16 protein-coding genes are annotated in these 17,449 nt (G+C 50.7%); 9 read left to right on the top strand and 7 right to left on the bottom strand.

Translation table 11 applies throughout. The annotated features are described in order from the left end of the window. The coding region (locus Q7P68_RS06365; RefSeq protein ID WP_304224204.1) for a 3-phosphoshikimate 1-carboxyvinyltransferase at positions 1-1,173 on the bottom strand (1,173 nt) is incomplete at its 3' end. 101 nt (positions 1,174-1,274) lie between these two features. On the opposite strand from Q7P68_RS06365, the gene Q7P68_RS06360 reads away from it, so the two are divergent. The 3 genes from Q7P68_RS06360 to murJ are packed head-to-tail and all read left to right on the top strand — an operon-like array spanning position 1,275 to position 4,139. Beyond that, entirely contained in the window at positions 1,275-1,754 is a 480-nt protein-coding gene (locus tag Q7P68_RS06360) for a PspA/IM30 family protein (RefSeq protein ID WP_304224202.1), read from the top strand. Beyond that, the gene (locus tag Q7P68_RS06355; RefSeq protein ID WP_304224199.1) at positions 1,751-2,539 is read left to right on the top strand and encodes a glycerophosphodiester phosphodiesterase; all 789 of its coding nucleotides are present in this window, start codon (positions 1,751-1,753) and stop codon (positions 2,537-2,539) included. Before Q7P68_RS06360 ends, Q7P68_RS06355 begins: the two co-directional genes overlap by 4 nt. Continuing rightward, positions 2,532-4,139: a murein biosynthesis integral membrane protein MurJ gene (gene murJ, locus Q7P68_RS06350; protein WP_304224196.1), complete on the top strand. Its 1,608-nt coding sequence runs from the start codon at positions 2,532-2,534 to the stop codon at positions 4,137-4,139. The genes Q7P68_RS06355 and murJ overlap by 8 nt, the downstream gene beginning before the upstream one ends. A 177-nt stretch (positions 4,140-4,316) precedes the next feature. Here the strand turns inward: murJ and Q7P68_RS06345 are convergent, their stop codons facing one another. Next, entirely contained in the window at positions 4,317-5,351 is a 1,035-nt protein-coding gene (locus Q7P68_RS06345; protein WP_304224192.1) for an alpha/beta hydrolase, read from the bottom strand. 51 nt (positions 5,352-5,402) lie between these two features. Here Q7P68_RS06345 and Q7P68_RS06340 point away from each other — a divergent pair, with 51 nt between their 5' ends. After that, on the top strand, positions 5,403-5,936 hold the full coding sequence (locus Q7P68_RS06340) for a nitroreductase family protein (RefSeq protein ID WP_304224189.1): 534 nt from the start codon (positions 5,403-5,405) through the stop codon (positions 5,934-5,936). Positions 5,937-5,947: 11 nt separating this feature from the next. Here the strand turns inward: Q7P68_RS06340 and Q7P68_RS06335 are convergent, their stop codons facing one another. Further along, on the bottom strand, positions 5,948-6,649 hold the full coding sequence (locus Q7P68_RS06335; RefSeq protein ID WP_304224186.1) for a YkgJ family cysteine cluster protein: 702 nt from the start codon (positions 6,647-6,649) through the stop codon (positions 5,948-5,950). A 78-nt stretch (positions 6,650-6,727) separates the two neighbouring features. On the opposite strand from Q7P68_RS06335, the gene Q7P68_RS06330 reads away from it, so the two are divergent. From Q7P68_RS06330 to Q7P68_RS06315, 4 genes are all read left to right on the top strand, one after another. Continuing rightward, on the top strand, positions 6,728-8,623 hold the full coding sequence (locus tag Q7P68_RS06330; protein WP_304224184.1) for a VWA domain-containing protein: 1,896 nt from the start codon (positions 6,728-6,730) through the stop codon (positions 8,621-8,623). 75 nt (positions 8,624-8,698) lie between these two features. Continuing rightward, the gene (locus Q7P68_RS06325; protein ID WP_304224181.1) at positions 8,699-9,544 is read left to right on the top strand and encodes a transporter substrate-binding domain-containing protein; all 846 of its coding nucleotides are present in this window, start codon (positions 8,699-8,701) and stop codon (positions 9,542-9,544) included. Positions 9,545-9,556: 12 nt separating this feature from the next. Further along, positions 9,557-10,252, top strand: coding sequence for an amino acid ABC transporter permease (locus Q7P68_RS06320; protein WP_304224178.1), 696 nt, complete (start codon positions 9,557-9,559; stop codon positions 10,250-10,252). Positions 10,253-10,259: 7 nt separating this feature from the next. Further along, a complete protein-coding gene (locus Q7P68_RS06315) occupies positions 10,260-10,982 on the top strand; it encodes an amino acid ABC transporter ATP-binding protein (protein WP_304224207.1) in 723 nt (240 codons plus the stop codon). Between the two features lie 118 nt (positions 10,983-11,100). Here the strand turns inward: Q7P68_RS06315 and Q7P68_RS06310 are convergent, their stop codons facing one another. From Q7P68_RS06310 to Q7P68_RS06295, 4 genes are all read right to left on the bottom strand, one after another. Then, entirely contained in the window at positions 11,101-12,582 is a 1,482-nt protein-coding gene (locus Q7P68_RS06310) for a hypothetical protein (RefSeq protein WP_304224175.1), read from the bottom strand. A gap of 90 nt (positions 12,583-12,672) precedes the next feature. Beyond that, complete coding sequence (locus tag Q7P68_RS06305; protein ID WP_304224172.1) at positions 12,673-13,356, bottom strand: hypothetical protein; 684 nt, start codon at positions 13,354-13,356, stop codon at positions 12,673-12,675. Between the two features lie 140 nt (positions 13,357-13,496). Then, on the bottom strand, positions 13,497-14,564 hold the full coding sequence (locus Q7P68_RS06300) for a DUF6175 family protein (RefSeq protein WP_304224169.1): 1,068 nt from the start codon (positions 14,562-14,564) through the stop codon (positions 13,497-13,499). Positions 14,565-14,657: 93 nt separating this feature from the next. Next, the gene (locus Q7P68_RS06295) at positions 14,658-16,205 is read right to left on the bottom strand and encodes a hypothetical protein (protein WP_304224166.1); all 1,548 of its coding nucleotides are present in this window, start codon (positions 16,203-16,205) and stop codon (positions 14,658-14,660) included. A 111-nt stretch (positions 16,206-16,316) separates the two neighbouring features. Between Q7P68_RS06295 and alr the strand changes: the two genes are divergently transcribed. Beyond that, positions 16,317-17,435 carry an alanine racemase gene (gene alr / locus Q7P68_RS06290; protein WP_304224164.1) on the top strand — a complete coding sequence of 373 codons (1,119 nt, stop codon included), beginning with the start codon at positions 16,317-16,319 and terminating at the stop codon, positions 17,433-17,435. Positions 17,436-17,449: the final 14 nt, after the last annotated feature.

Genomic DNA, 17,449 nt, shown 5'->3' with positions numbered 1-17,449 from the left:
GGGCAGTTCTTGGACAGAAGCGCCGAGCTTACCCAGTTCTGCGGCCATGACAGCAATACGGTCAGTTTCCTTGATGCGGGCATTAGGCACGTTGAGAAGCCGTGTGGTGCCTCGGGCAAAACAGGCGGCAGCAGCCATGGCGGGTAGGGCATCTGGGGTAGCATTGAGGTCCAGGGCTTGTCCCTGGAGCTGTTTTGCTCCTGTAACGGTGAGTTCCCAGTCATGTCCGGTTTGTCGCCATAAGACTTCGCAGCCCATTTTTTTTAAATAATCGAAGACAGCCTTATCTCCCTGGGTATCCTCCGGATCTAAACCAGTCAGTTTTACCGAGCCGCCGGTAATGGCGGCAGCACAGGCTGGAAATGCTGCAGAAGAAAAGTCTCCCGGTACGGTGCCGTTCATGGGTTTGTAGAACGCCCCGCCGTAGATCTTAAAATACGAATAGTCGGGGGCTGCTTCGTAGCGGACACCCTGGGCATCGAGATAGGACAAGGTCATTTCCACATAGGGCTGCTCGTTTAGGAGGGGGACTTCTATTTCGGTGACCACATCCGCCGCCGCAAGGGGCGCGGCAATGAGCAGGGCCGATAGGTACTGGCTTGTGGGGCATTCAATAGAAACCCGCCCGCCCTTCCAGGGGCCTTGGATAATAAGGGGAGCGCAGCCATTGTTCCTGCTGGATTTGGCATACACTCCAAGGCCCTCCAGGGCGGTCAGTAGATTGCGGGCGCTGCGGCGGCGGATTTGATAATCACCGGTAAAAATCGACATACCGTCGTGAAGGCCTGCCAAGGCAAGGGCTAAATATAAGGTGGTGCCGGAATTGCCGACATTAAGGATATCCTCAGGGGTTGCGAGTCCCGGTTGTCCTGCCTTATTGTGCCCTACTCCGGTAACAATCCAGCGGGCGAGGCGGCTCCCATCAGAGTCCGGCGCGTTCGGATTTCCCGATTTTCGGGCCTCTTCTGGAGACTCCCGGATTTCTTCGATCCGGGCTCCAAAGGCGCGGCACACCGCGGCACAGGAACGGGCGTCCAGGGAGTCCAATGGGTAGTCCAGGCTGCTTGTCCCTTCAGCCAGGGCGGCAAAGAGGAGTCTGCGGATAGTGTGAGACTTGGAAGCAGGTATCCGATAGGTCCCGTTAAATTGATGTGGATGAATGACAGCGCGCATGGCCCCACTGTAACGAAGTAACGGATGCCATACAAGGGCCAATCGACATTTCCTAAAGAAAGGGATACATTTTAAAAAAGTTCAAGGAGAGGAGCCTTCCTATGGAACAAAGACCGGAAGACCTGTTAGGGATGAGTCCCGAAGATGCAAAGGCATATATTGTAGCCCATCTGGCAACCCTCAAGCTTACGGAAAAAAAACGGGCCGAACTGGAAGCGGAACTGGAAAAGTGGAAAAGCCGGGTTGAACTGGCCCGGAGCAAAGGTGCAGAAGACCTGGCCCAGGAAGCAGAAAAGGCTGCAGAACGGATCCGCACCGATCTAGCAGCAATTCAGGGTGAAGAGGCAGAACTAAAGAGCCAAATAGAAACGATGAGACGGCAGCTCCCCGGCCTCGCTGCCCGGCAGCGTACGGTAGACCCGGATTTGCTTGAACAGGAACTCCTTATCGCCACGGGGCGGCTCCCTGGTGATGAAGCCGCTGCCGAAACGGAACGAAACCTGGCAAAGCTCGAAAAAGAGGCTCAGGCAGCAGCTGCCCTTGCAGAACTGAAGGCAAAATTGGGAGGAACTTCTCAATGAGCCGCGTCCCCCTGCTGCCTGAATATCCGAGGCCCCTTCTATTTGCCCACCGGGGCTGCTCTTCCCTAGCGCCGGAAAACACGATGGAATCCTTTAGCCTCGCCAAAAGCCTGGGGGCTCCGGGGCTCGAGTTGGATATTCACCGCTGCAAAAGCGGCCAGCTTGTGGTCCTCCATGATGATTCGCTTAAGCGAATCGCAGGTCTGGACCGTAATATAGAGGACTGTACCTGGGATGAAATTAAAGATCTGAACGTTGGCTCCTGGTTTGATAAGCGGTTTTCTCATTGCAGGCTGCCCATGCTCCAGGAAGTGCTGGAAAGCTTTCTTCCGGATCTCTACATCGATATAGAACTAAAGACCCGCAAAACCTCTCTGGATCCTCTGCCAGAGGCCTTAGCTGATATGCTCGCATCCTTTGGCAGGCGGGCCGAAGGGCGTATTACCGTATCATCCTTTAATCCCCTTGCCCTCCGGAGTTTTAAAAAAGACGCTCCCCAGTTCCCCACGGCGGTGATCTGGTGTGACGACCCGGAACTCCCTTCCTATCTGCACCATGGAGAGGGCCGCTGGCTTGCTGGCTGCGATTATCTCAAACCGATACACCACAAGGTAAACCGGGCATTCAGCTTGATGCTCGGACGCCTGGGCCGGAGGCCTATTGTGCCCTGGACTGTGGACGACCCAGACCTGGCCCGCATGCTGCTGGACAAATCAAGTGCGGGGCTTATTACCAACAAACCTCAGGATATACTGCCGGTTATCAAGGAATATTCTCATGGCTGATGATATTAACAGTGAAACTGGATCAAGCCCAAAAGCAGGCCAGGCAAGCTCCCTGGTGCGGCAGGGCTCGGTACTTTCGCTTCTCACCCTGGGCTCTCGTATCGTAGGGCTGGTCCGGGAAATGGTAAAGGCTTCGCTCCTCGGCACTACGGCCCTTTCGGACGCCTTTACCGTGGCCTTTATGATTCCCAACCTGTTTCGCAGGCTTTTCGCCGAAGGTTCTATCGCGGTCGCTTTTATTCCCACCTTTAAGGGCTACCTCATCGAGGACGACAAGGAAAAAACAAAGGAATTTTTATCATCCTTTATAACTCTCCTTACCTTTTTGGTTACCCTGGCGGTCGTCATCGGCATCGGGGCCACGCCGCTCTTGGTCCCTATTTTTAGCCTGAAGGAGCTGAACGAAACCATTCTGCTTACCCAGATTATGTTTCCCTTTCTGGCCCTCATCTCCTTTGCGGCATTTTTGCAGGGGATTTTGAACTCCCATGGGATTTTTTCGCCCTCCGGCGTGGCCCCGATTGTTTTAAACATAGTCATTATCATCTGTTCCTATGCATTAAGTCCCTTTGTTAAAAACCCCGCCCGGGCAATGGCCTGGGGTGTCATTATCGGCGGGATGCTGCAAGCCCTGGTCCAATGGCCTGCGGTGTACCGGCTTGGTTATCGGATACAATTTACGGGCCTTAAAAAAGCTTTTACCAATCCCGGCACCAGAACCGTGCTGCGGCTTATCGGCCCCACCATCGTAGGGATGGCGGCCTATCAACTCAATGACCTTGTTTCTACCGCTTTGGCAGGCAAGGCCGGGCCGGGGGTTGTCTCGAGCCTGCAGTACTCTCTGCGGCTCCAGGAGCTTTTTCTGGGGATCTTTGCCGTATCCATCGGCACGGTCCTCTTGCCAGACCTGGCAGGCTACGCCAAAAAGGGCCAATGGGATGAATACAATCGGCGGCTCATCACTGCTATGGATATTATCGCCCTCATTACGATTCCGGTGACAGTGTTTTCCCTGTATCAGGGGGAACTCATTATCCGCTTTCTCTTTCAGGCCAATTCTTTTAACGAAGAATCGGTGGCCCTTACCAAGACTGCCTTTGCCTACCATATTGTGGGGCTTTTCTTTATCGCCATAAACCGTATTCTGGCTCCCGCGTTTTACGCCCAGAGCGATTCTAAGTCGCCGACCCTGGCGGGTATCCTTTCTTTTCTGGTGAACATGCTGCTCGCGGCCCTGCTGGTGGGCCCTATGAAGGGGGGCGGCGTTGCATTGGCCCTTACCCTGGCGAGCATGATAAATACGGTATTTCTGCTGCTTTTTTTACGGAAAAATCCCCAGGTTGCTGTGGGCCGGGCGGTGGCTTCTGCCCTGGGCTATACCACAAAACTGGCGGTTTTTTCGGTTCTGGCACTGCTGCCCCTTTTCTGGCTCAGTCCTTTATTACTTACATTGATGCATGGTCGCGGCAGGTTGATGAGCTATGGCCTCCCTCTGATGCTGAACGGCCTTGTGTTTGGCCTCATCGGGGTAGGACTGCTTGTTCTTACTAAGGATAAGCAAGCTCTCGCGATCGGAAAAAGTCTTAAAAGACGGCTCTAGTTTGAGCAAATTAAAAAAGTCGGCTTTAGCTTGATGAAAATCTGGACTTTGCAACGCTAAGGCCGTCTGCTATAGGGCTGCCATGGAGATTTGCAACCCGCAGGGCCGTACCAGGGATACCCTGTTGCGGGGAACCGCGTCTGCGGGAGGTCATTTCGAATCCTGCCCATACAGCCTTTAAACTGCGTCCTTTGTACCAAGTTCAGAATCCTTCTGAGGCAGAACACGGTTTAGGAAATCGAACACTGCGGAAAACCAGAGTTCCCGGTTAACCATGACGCTTTTTGCATGGCTTGCCTCAGGCACAAGCACTAGTTCGGTGGGGCCAACCTTGAGGGCCCTGCGCCGGTCCGCCATGTCCCGGGACATCCAGGTAGGCACATAGGTATCCGCTTCCCCATGGATAAAAAGTATTGGAACGGGACTTTGCAGGACAGCGGTTTTGGGAGAAGGCTCCGTAAGCCCGTAGCCTCGGAACAACTGAAGTATCCAGTCAACTACACGGCGGACCGGCGCAGCGATAAAGCGGGGAACCCCCGTATCGGCAAGCCGCGCCTCAAGCTCCTCTGCCGCTGAAGTATAGGAACAATCGGCAATAATAGCCGCAACCTTCCAATCTTTTGGGCTTGACCCCCCCGGCGCTCCCAGGGGCGCATATTGGAGCACCGTGCCGGCTCCCATGGATTCCCCTACAAGAATCACCGGCAGCTCTTTACCAAAACGGCTGCGGGCCCAGTCGACTACCGCATCAAGATCATATTTTTCATGGTAGCCGTAGGAAGGCACCGTTTTGCTGCCCGCAGGGCTGTCCCCGTGGCCCGGAAGATCCACCGCTAGTACATGCCACCCCTGTTCAATAAAGGGGCCCATATACTTAAACATGCCGTACCGGGTCCAGGTAATGCCATGGACAAAGATGGCGACGCCTGGGGCTTTAACATTTCTTTCATCGGTTTGGGCCGGCAGGCAAAGAGCCGCAACTGGTGCATTGCGGTGGGCCACATGTACGGTAACCAGTTCCCAGGGGAGACTCAAAAAAGTCTGGTCAAACTCGCCATGTTCAAGCCCCCAGGTGCGGCAATATTCAAGATTCTGAAATTTGGGCCGGAACATGAGAATATAAGATCGTATGCTGATAAAAATAACGGAAAGCAGCCATATACCGGCCATGCCAACCAGCAGCCAGAGCAAAGCGTGCAGTACCTGTTCCATGAAGATCCCCTTTCTCTTGTCATATTGGGCGCTACATCATACACTATATACATGAACTTGTTTGATGCAATTGCCCATCGGCGCAGTGTGCGGTCCTTTTTAGACAAACCGGTAGAGCGGGAAAAACTGATCTCTATTTTTTCTGCAGTGCGGCTTGCCCCGTCGGCAAGGAATGCCCAGGAATGGCGTTTTATTTTGGTTACCGATCCGGAGCTTCGGGAGAAAGTTGCCGCCGCAGGCGGGCAGCCCTTTCTTCGCCAATGTCCTGTTATTATAGCTGCCTGTGCAGAAACGGACAAACGGGTCATGCGATGCGGAGAGCCGGCTTATCCAATCGATGTGGCCATCGCTATTGACCATTTAACCCTGGCGGCCACCGCTATGGGGCTCGGAACCTGCTGGATAGGTTCGTTTGATCCCGAACCGGTTAAAGAAGCCCTGCAGATTCCTGCTGATGTACCTATTGTGGAACTCGTTGCTTTAGGCTACCCGGCCGATGCAGAGCGGCCTGTGGCGGATAAACACCGGCTCCCCTTGTCCGAAATTCTGTGGGAAAACGGCTGGCGAAGGCCCTTTGAGCGGTAGCGGGCTTTTCTTTAGCTCGCCCGAGGCAGGGGCGCTCCATCGTTATCGTTGTCCCCGTCGTTATCTCCGTCTCCCTTGGCGCTTGCGTTTGCAAAGGCCGCCAAATCCATTAAGTATTGAATTTTTATGATTGCCTGGGGAAGTATCTCCCTCAAGGGATACCGGTCGCCTGAACGTTCGGGGAGGATCAATGCTGCCTCTCCTGCCAGGTCTCCCATGACCGGCGGCAGGGTTCTAAAAAGACTCAGCAGTTCCTGTTCATCATAGGTTTTTCCTGAGCCGCCCTGCATATAGTCGCCTTTCATGAATTTGCAGGGCCGGTACCGCACGCTGCCATCTTTTCCCCGGTCCCCTGAATAGGCAAAAAGCCGGCAAATAAGGGGCCGGCTTTCATAGACTGTACAGTGATAGGGATTGTGCGGATCCGCCAGAATGCAGCCCTTCTGATCCGCATTAAAATTTATGGATTTAAGCCGATCCTTTTGATTAACCAGCATCCAAGCGGCAAGAAAATAGGCTTCCACGTCAAGAATATCGGGCTCAAAGTTTTCGCAGCAGGAACCGCAGCCCTCAGGACAGCGAAAGGGACTCGCCGCAATCCATGCGGTCTGGCTTTGTTCAATCCGCTCATAAATTTCGTACAGCCGGTGCAGGGCCTCCGCAAGAGCGGTTCCCTCAATGGCCTCTGGTCGGTAATGAGAGATAGTCTTCATAATTACTGTTCCGGAATGTGGTACAATATCTTGGCTGAATCATGAGCGTCAAGACCCGGAATGCGCTATAGTATAGGTATGAAAACTTTACGAACCTTCTTTATTAATTCCTTCGGTTTTTTAGTAAGCGGTCTACTCCTGGTAGGTATATTGATGAGCACCGGCTGCTCCAGTGCTGCCCCTGCTGCAGTTAGCGCAGCAACGACAGGGGAGGACGTAAAAACGGAAAAGGCTGATAAAAGCGGAATCAGCACCCCTGAACCGGTTGCAGATCCCACCTCTGTACGAAAGCGGTCAGATGGCAGTGATGCTGAGCTGTATGTGACCGAATCGGCTCCTGCGGGGGAAAAAGGTGCTCCTCCTTCAGCAATGAAAAGCTCTGCAAGCGCTGGCCGGCCAGTCAACACCGAATCGGGACTTAAGGCAGGAGTCGCCGATGATAATAATCAATATAACTATTTCCTCGATTTTCTTAACCGTTATAAAAGCGCTCCTGCAATCCGCCCCATACCTGTAGAAAACCGGATAATGCTGTCGGTTATAGATGAAACGGGTCAGCCAGTACCAAATGCCCAGGTTTCTATTTATAACGATAAAAACCTGTTGGTAGAAACCCTGAGCACCTATGCGGACGGAAAGGTCCTTTTAACGCCCCCTCTGGATGCGATTGGCCCATGGTCCGCAGAAGCCGTGGCTCCGCTATCCGAACCGGGCAAAAAACCGATCTCTGGCCGCATTCCCTTTGATCCAAAGGGTTTGCGGTCCCTGGCCCTTACCATACCCGCTCGGCCGCCCCAGGGGGGCCGCTGGGTTCCGTCTTCCGTGCCACTTGATATCGTCTTTATTTTAGATACCACTGGATCTATGGGAGAAGAAATAGAGCGGCTTAAGGCAACCATAGAAATTATTAAGGATAATCTGGATTTAGCAAATCCTCGGCCTCGCATCCGGTTTGGGCTTGTGCTGTACCGTGACCGGGGCGATGAATATATAACCCGGAAATATCCCCTAACGGAGGATCTTAAGAAGTTTCAGTCCTATTTAGCCGGAGCCTATGCCGATGGCGGGGGCGACACGCCAGAGGATTTGGAAGCGGCCCTTGCTGCTGCTCTGGATACCCGTATGAACTGGAACTCAAAGGGCTCGCGGCTAGCCTTTATCATAACCGATGCGCCAGCCCATGCCTATATGGAAGGCATACCATATAGTGAATCGGCAGAACAGGCCAGAGTCAGGGGAATTAAAATTCACAGCATCGGTACCGGAGGTCTTGATATCAGCGGGGAGTATCAACTCCGCCAAGTTGCCCAGCGAAGCCGGGGCAAATATATATTTCTCACCTATGGCGAGAAGGGCGAAAGCGAGGGCGGCACCGCCGGTGCTGTAAGCCATCATACGGGGGCAAACTGGACAGCAGACCGGCTGGAAGCCATTATTATCCGTCTTGCCAAGGAAGAAATCAGCCTGCTCTCAGGCGAAAAAGTTACGCTGCCTTCCGATGATTATTACGAGGCGAAGGCTGTGCCGGAACGGGATAAGGATTCTATTCTTGATGAACTTTTTTCGGAAACGGTAAACCGTCTCATCGATTATTCAGCTGCCTCGGTAACCATGGCTTCACGGGTTTCTCTTGTCCCCTTTGCAGCCCAGGAAAAAAATGCAGAACGCTTCGGAGCGCGGCTGCTCCAGGCCGCTATACAATCTAACCGATTTACTCTGCTTGAACGGAATGATCTGCAGGCCATACTGCAGGAGCTTGAACTGTCCCTGTCTGCCATTGCGGATATTGAAAGCGCTGCTAAGATTGGTAAATTGCTGGGGGCTGAATATCTCATACTGCCCGCTCTGGTTTCTTTGCCTGCATCTCAAGATGATGATATAGCATGGGAAGTATATCTCAGGCTTGTGAGGGTTGACACGGGAGAAATCCTTTCGGTTTCGCGGGCGAAGATCAGCAGATCGCTTGGTTTGTAATAGGTTGAATACCTTGACTAAATTCGATGCATATTTATACTGTCGGATGTATAATTATGCACCTATGGAGGAATTATGAAATTAAGCAAAACCTTTGTATCAATGGCAGCCTTTGGCCTCGCTATTGCCCTGCTTGCAAGTATTAATCTTTCCTGTTCATCAAACCAGAAACAGGATGCTCTTAATAAAATTCAGAAAGCAAAGACCCTGATTATCGGGACTTCTGCGGACTATCCTCCCTATGAGTTTCATGTACTCAAGGACGGCAAGGACCTTATCGTCGGTTTTGATATTGCCATTGCCCAGGAAATTGCCAAAGATTTGGGTGTAAAACTCGAAATTAAGGATATGCAGTTCGATGGACTTCTAGCCGCCCTGCAGGCTGGTACCATAGATATTGTCATTTCCGGTATGACACCTACCGAAGAACGGAAAAAGAGTGTAGATTTCAGCAAAACCTATTACTATGCGGTCCATGGGGTGATTATCCGGGCAGAAGACAAGGATAAATACCAGACCGTGGATGCCCTGAAAAACGCTCGGCTTTCGGCGCAGAAGGGGACTATTCAGGTTGGTATAGCTAAAACCCAAATACTCGGCCTGTCTGAGGCGGAAGCCGAAAAGCCTTCCGATAAGGTAAAGGAACTGGGAACCATTAAGAACCTTATTCTGGATTTGAAGAACAAAAAGGTAGACGCCATTGTTGCAGAGCTTCCCGTGGCAAGTGCCTATGTCAACAATAATCCCGATTTGGCTTTAGCTGCTCCCACCTTTACCGATGACGAGGGGGGCTCTGCGGTGGCCGTCAAAAAAGGTAATCCCCTCCTTTTAGAAGCGATCAACAAAACCTTAGACCGGCTTATGGCAGAAAAGAAAATCGACCAGTTTGTTGCCGAAGCGAATGAATTGGTAGAAAACTAACGGACAAGCCCGGTGAATTTTTCATTTTTAGGAAAATACTGGCAGTTTTATATCGTCGGGGCCAAAAATACCATACTGCTTGCGGCCCTAGCGGTTATTATTGGGACTGCCATAGGGTTGTTTTTATCGCTCCTTAAATTATCAAGCCGTAAGCCTCTTCGCTTTATAGCCTCGGCATATATTGAGTTTATCAGGGGCACCCCCCTTTTGGTGCAGCTCTTTATTATCTATTATGGGCTTCAAGCGGTAGGAATCCGTTTCCCTGATATTCCCTGGATTGGAACTATTCTGGGAATCAATTTCTCTGACTTTATGTCAGGTGTCATCACCCTGGGGCTGAATTCGGGGGCCTATGTGGCGGAAATATTCAGGGCCGGTATCCAGGCGGTAGACAAGGGCCAGATGGAAGCCGCCCGGTCCCTTGGTATGCCCCATCGTATGGCTATGCAGCATATCATTATTCCCCAGGCGGTTAGGAACATACTGCCTGCCCTGGGTAACGAATTTGTGGTGGTTATCAAAGAGTCTTCGATTGTTTCAATTATTGGTATCGGAGAACTCATGTACAAGGCGGATACCATCAGGGGAAATACGTTCCAACCCTTTGAGCCTTTGCTTGTGGCGGCCCTGCTGTATTTCCTTATGACCTATCCCCTTTCTAAGCTGCTTGCTTATATTGAGCGGAGGATGCATTCCGGTGAACGCTAATGAAGAGTTGATTAAAACCATACAATTACGAAAGCATTTCGGTTCTCTGGAAGTGTTGCGGGGTATCAGTACGAGTTTTGTGAAGGGTGATGTGGCGGTTATTATCGGACCTTCCGGATCAGGCAAAAGCACCTTTCTCCGCTGTTTGAACCTGCTGGAAACACCTACAAGCGGTCAGGTTATTTTTGAGGGTGTTGATATCACCAAGGCAGGCCATGACCTGGATCTGCATCGCCGGAAAATGGGTATGGTGTTCCAGCTGTTTAATCTCTTTCCACACATGAGTGTGCTGGATAACATAACCCTGGCTCCCATTAAACTCCGGGGCCTTACCAAGGAAGTGGCAGAAAACCGGGCTATGGATCTTCTGAAGCGGGTAGGCCTAACTGACAAGGCAACTGTTTTCCCCTCCAAGCTTTCTGGCGGACAAAAACAGCGGATCGCCATAGTGCGGGCCCTGGCCATGCAGCCCGATGTCATGCTCTTTGATGAACCTACGAGTGCCCTGGATCCTGAAATGGTGGGCGAAGTTCTCGAGGTTATGCGGGACCTGGCTGCCGAGGGTATGACCATGATAGTGGTAACCCATGAGATGCGCTTTGCCCGGGAAGTAGGCAAACGGATTCTCTTTATGGACGGGGGGCTCATAGCGGAAGAAGGGCCTCCAGAAAAAATATTCGGTGCCCCCGAGAACCCGAGAACCAAAGAATTTTTAAGAAAGGTATTGTAAGAAAAGCCCCGGCATAAACCGGGGCTTTAAAATCTTTGCGATTTTAACATTTCTCTCGTCGGACACTTTTAAAGTTGGCTCATCTGCGGTGTATTGCTCTGGCCAGGTTTTCTCCATCTTAGGGCAAAGCTGCCGCCAGGTCTTCTCCTATGGTTTTCTGACCTAGCTGCCTCCTCGCAGCTTCCATGGCTTCTTTTTCGGTAGTTCCAAGCCCAGGAACCTGTTTTACCGAGGAATACAGGATCCTCCCGCTTGCCAATTCTACCACCTTAATTTCTGCAGAAACGGTGACAATCTTTTGGGTCTTATCATCCTTAACTGAGACGACCCGGCTTGTCCCGTAGATGAATCGTTCAGCCTTGCCTGCCAGCACTGTCTTAGCGGCGGCTAAAATGGCCGTGTCATCCTTGCCTGCGATCTGATCGGGAGCTAGGGCTGCGGCAGATACCTTAAAGCCATTGGAGCTCAAGGTTTGGAGCAGTGCTGACCCGGTTGTTCCTACCGTAAGGCTGCCCGCAGAGTCCGTATCCACTATTAAAACCGCAGTGGGAATATTCTTTGCCTGGGACAGAATGGTGTATTCAAAAGTAATGCGTTTATCCGCAATGGCATCCTCAAGACCCGCCACGAGGGATGAAAATTTGTCACCAGCGCTGTACAGGGCTTCCATTTCGGCAGAGAGGTCAAGCCGCATGGTCAGGTTTGCCTTGCCTACAAAATCAGGCGAAGGATGGATAAAACTGATAACCCCATCAGGACCTGATAATACTTTAGCGGTCTTGGTGGTCATCCGGCCATTAGCCAGTTTGGATTGATACCCCACGATAATCGGCGCTTGACTAATCGGATTGCCTGAGACCGAAATGAGGGCCTTAAAGGGGGTCTTGAATTCCGCACCGGGGTTTGCCTGGAGCCGGTCATTCAGCTTTTCCAGTTTGATGAGTGCCAGGGCTTCCCGGGCATTGTTGATATTCCGCTCAAATTTGATAGCCGCATTTTCTATGGATGACCCCGATGCGGCCGATGCTGCAGCGATAAACTGCCGTACTGCGCCGATAACGTCTCCCGCTGCAAGCAGTTCCTTGCCCTTTGCTTCGGGAACTGCCACCGCATCAATCTTTTCCTGGAAGACTGCCGCAATACGTTTCTTCTCTGCTTCAAGATCCTTGGTGTTGTATTTGCCGAGGATATAGACCGTGACCCCATTGGGCTTCTTCTGAACATACCGTTCGGCTATCTGGAACCCCGTGACCCGGTTCGTGGAGCTTTGTTTTACCGTCTGAACCAGGTCTGCCTGAAAACTATCCAGTGTAGACCGGGCGGTAGCGGAAGACTCGGCGGTGATGGTAACGCCGATATACCGCATGATTTCAGCAATGAGGCTCGCGGTAGCGGCTTCGGATGCTTGGACCTCACCATTTACCGGTCCGTCTGCGTATCCTACAAAATAGGTAAAGCCGCCACTGGGTGGCGGTGTTTCCAGGGTCCATGAAGGCGCTTGGGTGCTGCCTGTCTGGTTCGCCGCTGCCGCAGGGCCGCCTGCACAACCCACTAAGAGCAGCGCAAAAAGAACTGCGCAGCCTGCAACTCTCAATTTCATAACACTTCCTATAAAAAAACAGGCGGCCCCTCCTGCTGGATGGAACCGCCCCCGGGGCTTTTACAGAAACTGTATACACCCGTTCTGGAATTAGAACCCTTCGTAGAAGGACTGTTTAACCCGATCGACCGCTGTCTGTTGTTCCTTGGTAAGGGGTTTGTCGGGTTTTACGCCGTTCAGTACGTTTTCAATCTGTTTCTTAAGGGTTTCCTTGTCGATTGTCACAAGCACGTAGTAGTCATATACTTCCCGATCTACAGTTTTGCCATCGTCTTTAAAGTACCGTTTCAGCACCCAGAAGTCAGCTTCCTTCCGAGCGCCGGAATAGGTTGCATCAGAAGCGGTTTTTACTACGTTTTCAAAGTACCGTCCATATTCATCGTCGGGGCTTCCCGCCGCGGCACCGGCAAAGCGGGCCTGTACACGGGTGGAGACAAGGCGGGCCATATCCTGAGCAACAGAGAAGCCCGTAGCCCACTGGCGGAGTGCATTCAGGTTAGTTCCAGAATCTTCACCAACAAATACAAAGACGTCTTTGTATTTTGGCAGGGCTTCGATGTCCCGGAGACCGCCCCCATTCATATAGACTTCGAGCCAGTCTGGGATAGAGCCGCCTAATGCCATGGTTTTGTGGTCAATAACCACGTAATTCGGTCCTTTAGCCGGAACTTGGGCTTTAGAATCCTGTGCAGCGGGTTGACTTGCACAGCCGGCAAAAGAAAGTGCAACCAAAGCAACTGCTATAGCTGCCATAGCTACATAAATCTTTTTCACTTTCTCCTCCTTGCAACCGGTTTATAACCGGTAATAGGTCTTTTTAAAGGCACCTACCAGGCGCCATAGTAACCAGTATCACACTAATAACAATTTATCAGGTGAGGCTCTTTCAAAACTTAGAAAGTTTTGAAATGAGCTCAGGTCCCGGTATTAAACGTAATAGTTTTTCCGCGGGTATAGACCCAATAGGCTGATTCCATTCCAGGTGTTTTTTCAAAGGCGCTGTAACAGGCGTCTTCCAGGTCAGAGAGGGACCCAAAAAAGTAGACATCCATGATAGTCTGATCTGCCGCGCTGGGGCCCATGACTATTTCTCGCACCCGGCTTCTTAAGTTTCTTCTAAAGGTGGAAACCGCTCGAGAGTCCGGGGTTCGTTGAATGATCACCTGGTATCTGATACCATTGGCATAGCGATTTCTCAGAACCGTGGTAGAATCCCGAATGATACGAGGCATGAGCTGTGCCGTCCCGGCGGTCAAAGCATTCAGCAAGGCATCTTCTTGGGAAGAGGTGCTGATTGAACGGTCGGTTCTAAAGGTAACTGAACCAAGCAGTTCCGCGGTAGAGGGATCATACATATTGGCGGTAAAATTCGCTTCTCCGTAGTGTCTGTTGTTTTCGGTGGATGAACGGGGTACACAGTCAAGCTCCACATAGACATCGGCTCCCAATTTTTGGGCTATGTACTGGGTGATGCTCATGGAAGCTCCTGCTTCGGCCTCATAGGCTGCACGCTGATCCTCTATGTTTTTCAGTAACTGATCATATTGTACCACATCGTAACCCTGTTTAAGCAGGACCTCATTTCCTTTAGTTAACATGGATCGTTTCTGAAATTCGGTAACGGCAGCTCCATCCTTTACGACCATCATGTATTTAAGCCGCTTAAGATAGTTTTCGAAAAATTGTTTTTCCTTTGGACTGAGCTCTGGCGGGGCTTCATCCTTCGGGGCTTCCGCAGTAGTAAGCGCTGGATTTGTGGTACTTGCTGTAGTAGTTGCCTCTGGGGCTGTCCCTGTTGTCCCGCTCGATTGACTCGCTGGTTTCTCTCCGGTGATAAGCTCCTGAGCTCGATTTCGAGCGTCAGATTTCGGGGCAGTGGCTGCCGGTTTCTCCTCTTGCTGTGGTGCCGGAGCTGGAGATGAAACACAAGATACAAGCCAGAAGATGGCTGCCAGTGGCAGAAACATTTTATATTTTGTCATCTAGAATCCTCCTTACATAATTGCCGCGTAGTAAAAAGTATACTGCAAGAAGGATTAAAAATCAAAAGCTTCCTTAGTTTAGGAGACCCTGAATTAGTTAGACGGGTTTTGAGTAATGTTGCTCAGTTTTACCGCAAATTCATCAATAATAGCTGTTATCGGTTGTGATGTGTTTGCTGCTGTTTGTTTGTCTTCTGAACTATTTCCTTCTGGTATAACGTCCAATGTGATAGTGGACAAAGATTTACCTGTATCGGAATTTCCAAGACTATAGGAGCCTGTACCGGGGTATACATAGTTTGTGGGGAGTTTTAGTACTAATAGTGGCGATTCTCCGCTGTTGTCAATGTTATATAAGATGAGTGATGCATTTCGTTGTTCTATGCCAAGAGAAAGCTGTGAAAATACCTTTGCTGAAACATTTTGATTGGGAAGTTCAGCCGCAGCTCGTGTTTCACCAATAGAGGCCTCAAGTGTAATTTTGCCGTTTTCAAGGTATAGATTAAAATTCAACGGTTTTTCAGGCTCATTTTGATTATCAAACTGGGCTGAGAATAGGGAGCCATATCCATTACGGGTGTAGGGGGCATAACGAAGTATAACGGTTCCCACTGGTATGGTGCCATCGACCGCGGGTAATAAAGGCTTATTTACCCTGTATTGATGGGCAGAGCCGATTGCTAAGCCAAAATTATCATCTCCAGGAAGCCAGAGCGGTTCTTGATTGCCAAGCTTCACAAATGAAAGGGGTCCTCCTGTTGAATCAGTCAGAGCTTCCAGGTTTCCCAGGAAGCGAAACCAATAGGTATAGGGGCCTTTATTTTTATCTAAGCCAGGAATGGGGGCGTTTCTAGAAATAGCGGCTTTTAGTGTAGCACTAACACTGGGTATCAGGTTTTGTTCACGGTTCGTACCAGGATTTTCAGGATAGAGTTCAAGTCTGATGGTCTGAAAACCCTCTGCTTCCGGTGTTTTCCAAAGTATATTTTGAGCTCCTTCTGTAAGCCGTCCCTGTTTGATAATCCGGCTCCCTTCGTACCAAATGAGGTAAGGATCGAGCCTTTTATCTGCGGCAACAACACCTTCAAGGAGAAGCTTTACAGCAGGTGGAAAGAGAGGGGCTGTTTCTGAGGGTTTTATGCCAGGGGGGTAGCTGCGAATTTCCTGAATATTCAGGATTGCGTCTCCAAGATAATAAAAGGGAAAGATCTTTTCGGCCAGAATTCCATCAACCCCTATAACTTTGAGCGACAGTGTGTAGGGGCCTATAGAAAGATCTGAAGGCAATGAAAAGGTCGGGAATGAGGAGTCCAGATTAGCGACGAAAACTCTGGTTGCGTTGGTATCGGTCTGGCTCTTAGAGTACAAGATTTCCTTACTTTGCTTATTGCCCTGGGTATCTAAAAGGGTTACAGACAGCCCCTGTACATCTGGGTCAGAACTTACGGATGTTAAAAAGGTTGGCCTCAGGTTGGCCGTTGCAGTAACGAAACCTCCCTGATCCAGTGTTTGGCTGCCATTATATACTGTGAACTTATATACGGTGGAACGTGGTGCCAGTGCAGAATAATCCTCACAGGAAAGGAGAATGAACAATATGAGTAACCTTGAAAAATGTTTAAAATGTCTAAACTGCAACATGGCTCATCTATTAGTATACGATATATACGATAAAAATACCAGCCTGCCGGCACAAACTGTCGATGCAGCCTGCTGACGCAGGCGAAAAATAATGATTTAATGTAATACATTATGCGTGCAACAAGGGCAATAATTCATCTTGAACGGCTCAAAGCGAATCTACTTGAAATTCGAAAAAAAATTGGTCCAAAACCTGCTATCTGTATACCGGTTAAGGCCGATGCTTATGGTCATGGTGCTGTCCGTATTGGTATTGCGGCGATTAAAGCGGGGGCAAAATATTTAGCGGTCGCTTCGGTACAGGAAGGCATAGAACTGCGGGAAGCGGGAATAGTAGCTCCCATCCTGCTCTTTTCTCTTCCTATCCCTGAGGAGTTAGAAGATGTGGTTCGGTATCATATTACCCCCTTGGTTCCCGATGCGGATTTTGCCCGTCTTGTGGGAGAAACGGCGGAACGGCTAGGAGAGCTGGTCCCGGTACACATTAAAATTGATACTGGCATGGGCCGGATTGGCTGCCGTCCGGGAGCTGTTGTAGATCTTGTTAAAACCATTTCGGCCTATCCGTTTCTGCATTGGGAAGGGACGGCGACCCACCTCTCGGTGGCAGACTCCCTCGATGCAGATGATGTGGCCTATACAAAGAAACAATTACAGCTTTTTACCCAAGCTATTGATGCTATTCGGCAGGCTGGATACAATCCGGGGACTCTCCATGCGGCCAATTCTGGTGCGGTGGTTCTTCATGAGGATTCCTATTTTGATATGGTCCGTCCAGGACTCTTGGCCTATGGCTATCCGCCGATACCGGAGATTCCTGAAACGGTCCCTGTTCGGCCGGTTATGGAATTACGTACCCATGTGGTGTTTATAAAAAAAGTATTGAGCGGTGAATCCATATCCTATGGCCGAATATGGAAGGCTCCTCAGGAGACAACAATAGCAACCCTGCCCATTGGTTATGCCGATGGGCTACCCAGGAGCCTTTCAGGCCGTCTTTCGTTGTCAATTAAAGGAAAGCGGTACCCCTTAGTTGGACGAATTTGCATGGATCAGTGTATGATAGACGTGGGTTTTGACAGCCCGGTGCAGCGATGGGAAGCGGTTACCGTTTTTGGAGGTACCCCGGAGGACCCCACCGCAGCTGACTTGGCGACCCTGTTAGGTACCATACCCTACGAGATAACCTGCGGAATCAACAAGCGGGTGCCGCGGGTGTATATTGAATAATAATAAAGGAGCAT

Origin of the sequence: Gracilinema caldarium, assembly GCF_029265695.1 — a bacterium.
In the GTDB taxonomy this organism is placed as follows: Bacteria; Spirochaetota; Spirochaetia; order Treponematales; family Breznakiellaceae; genus Gracilinema; species Gracilinema caldarium_A.
This window is presented reverse-complemented; position numbering and strand designations above follow the sequence as displayed.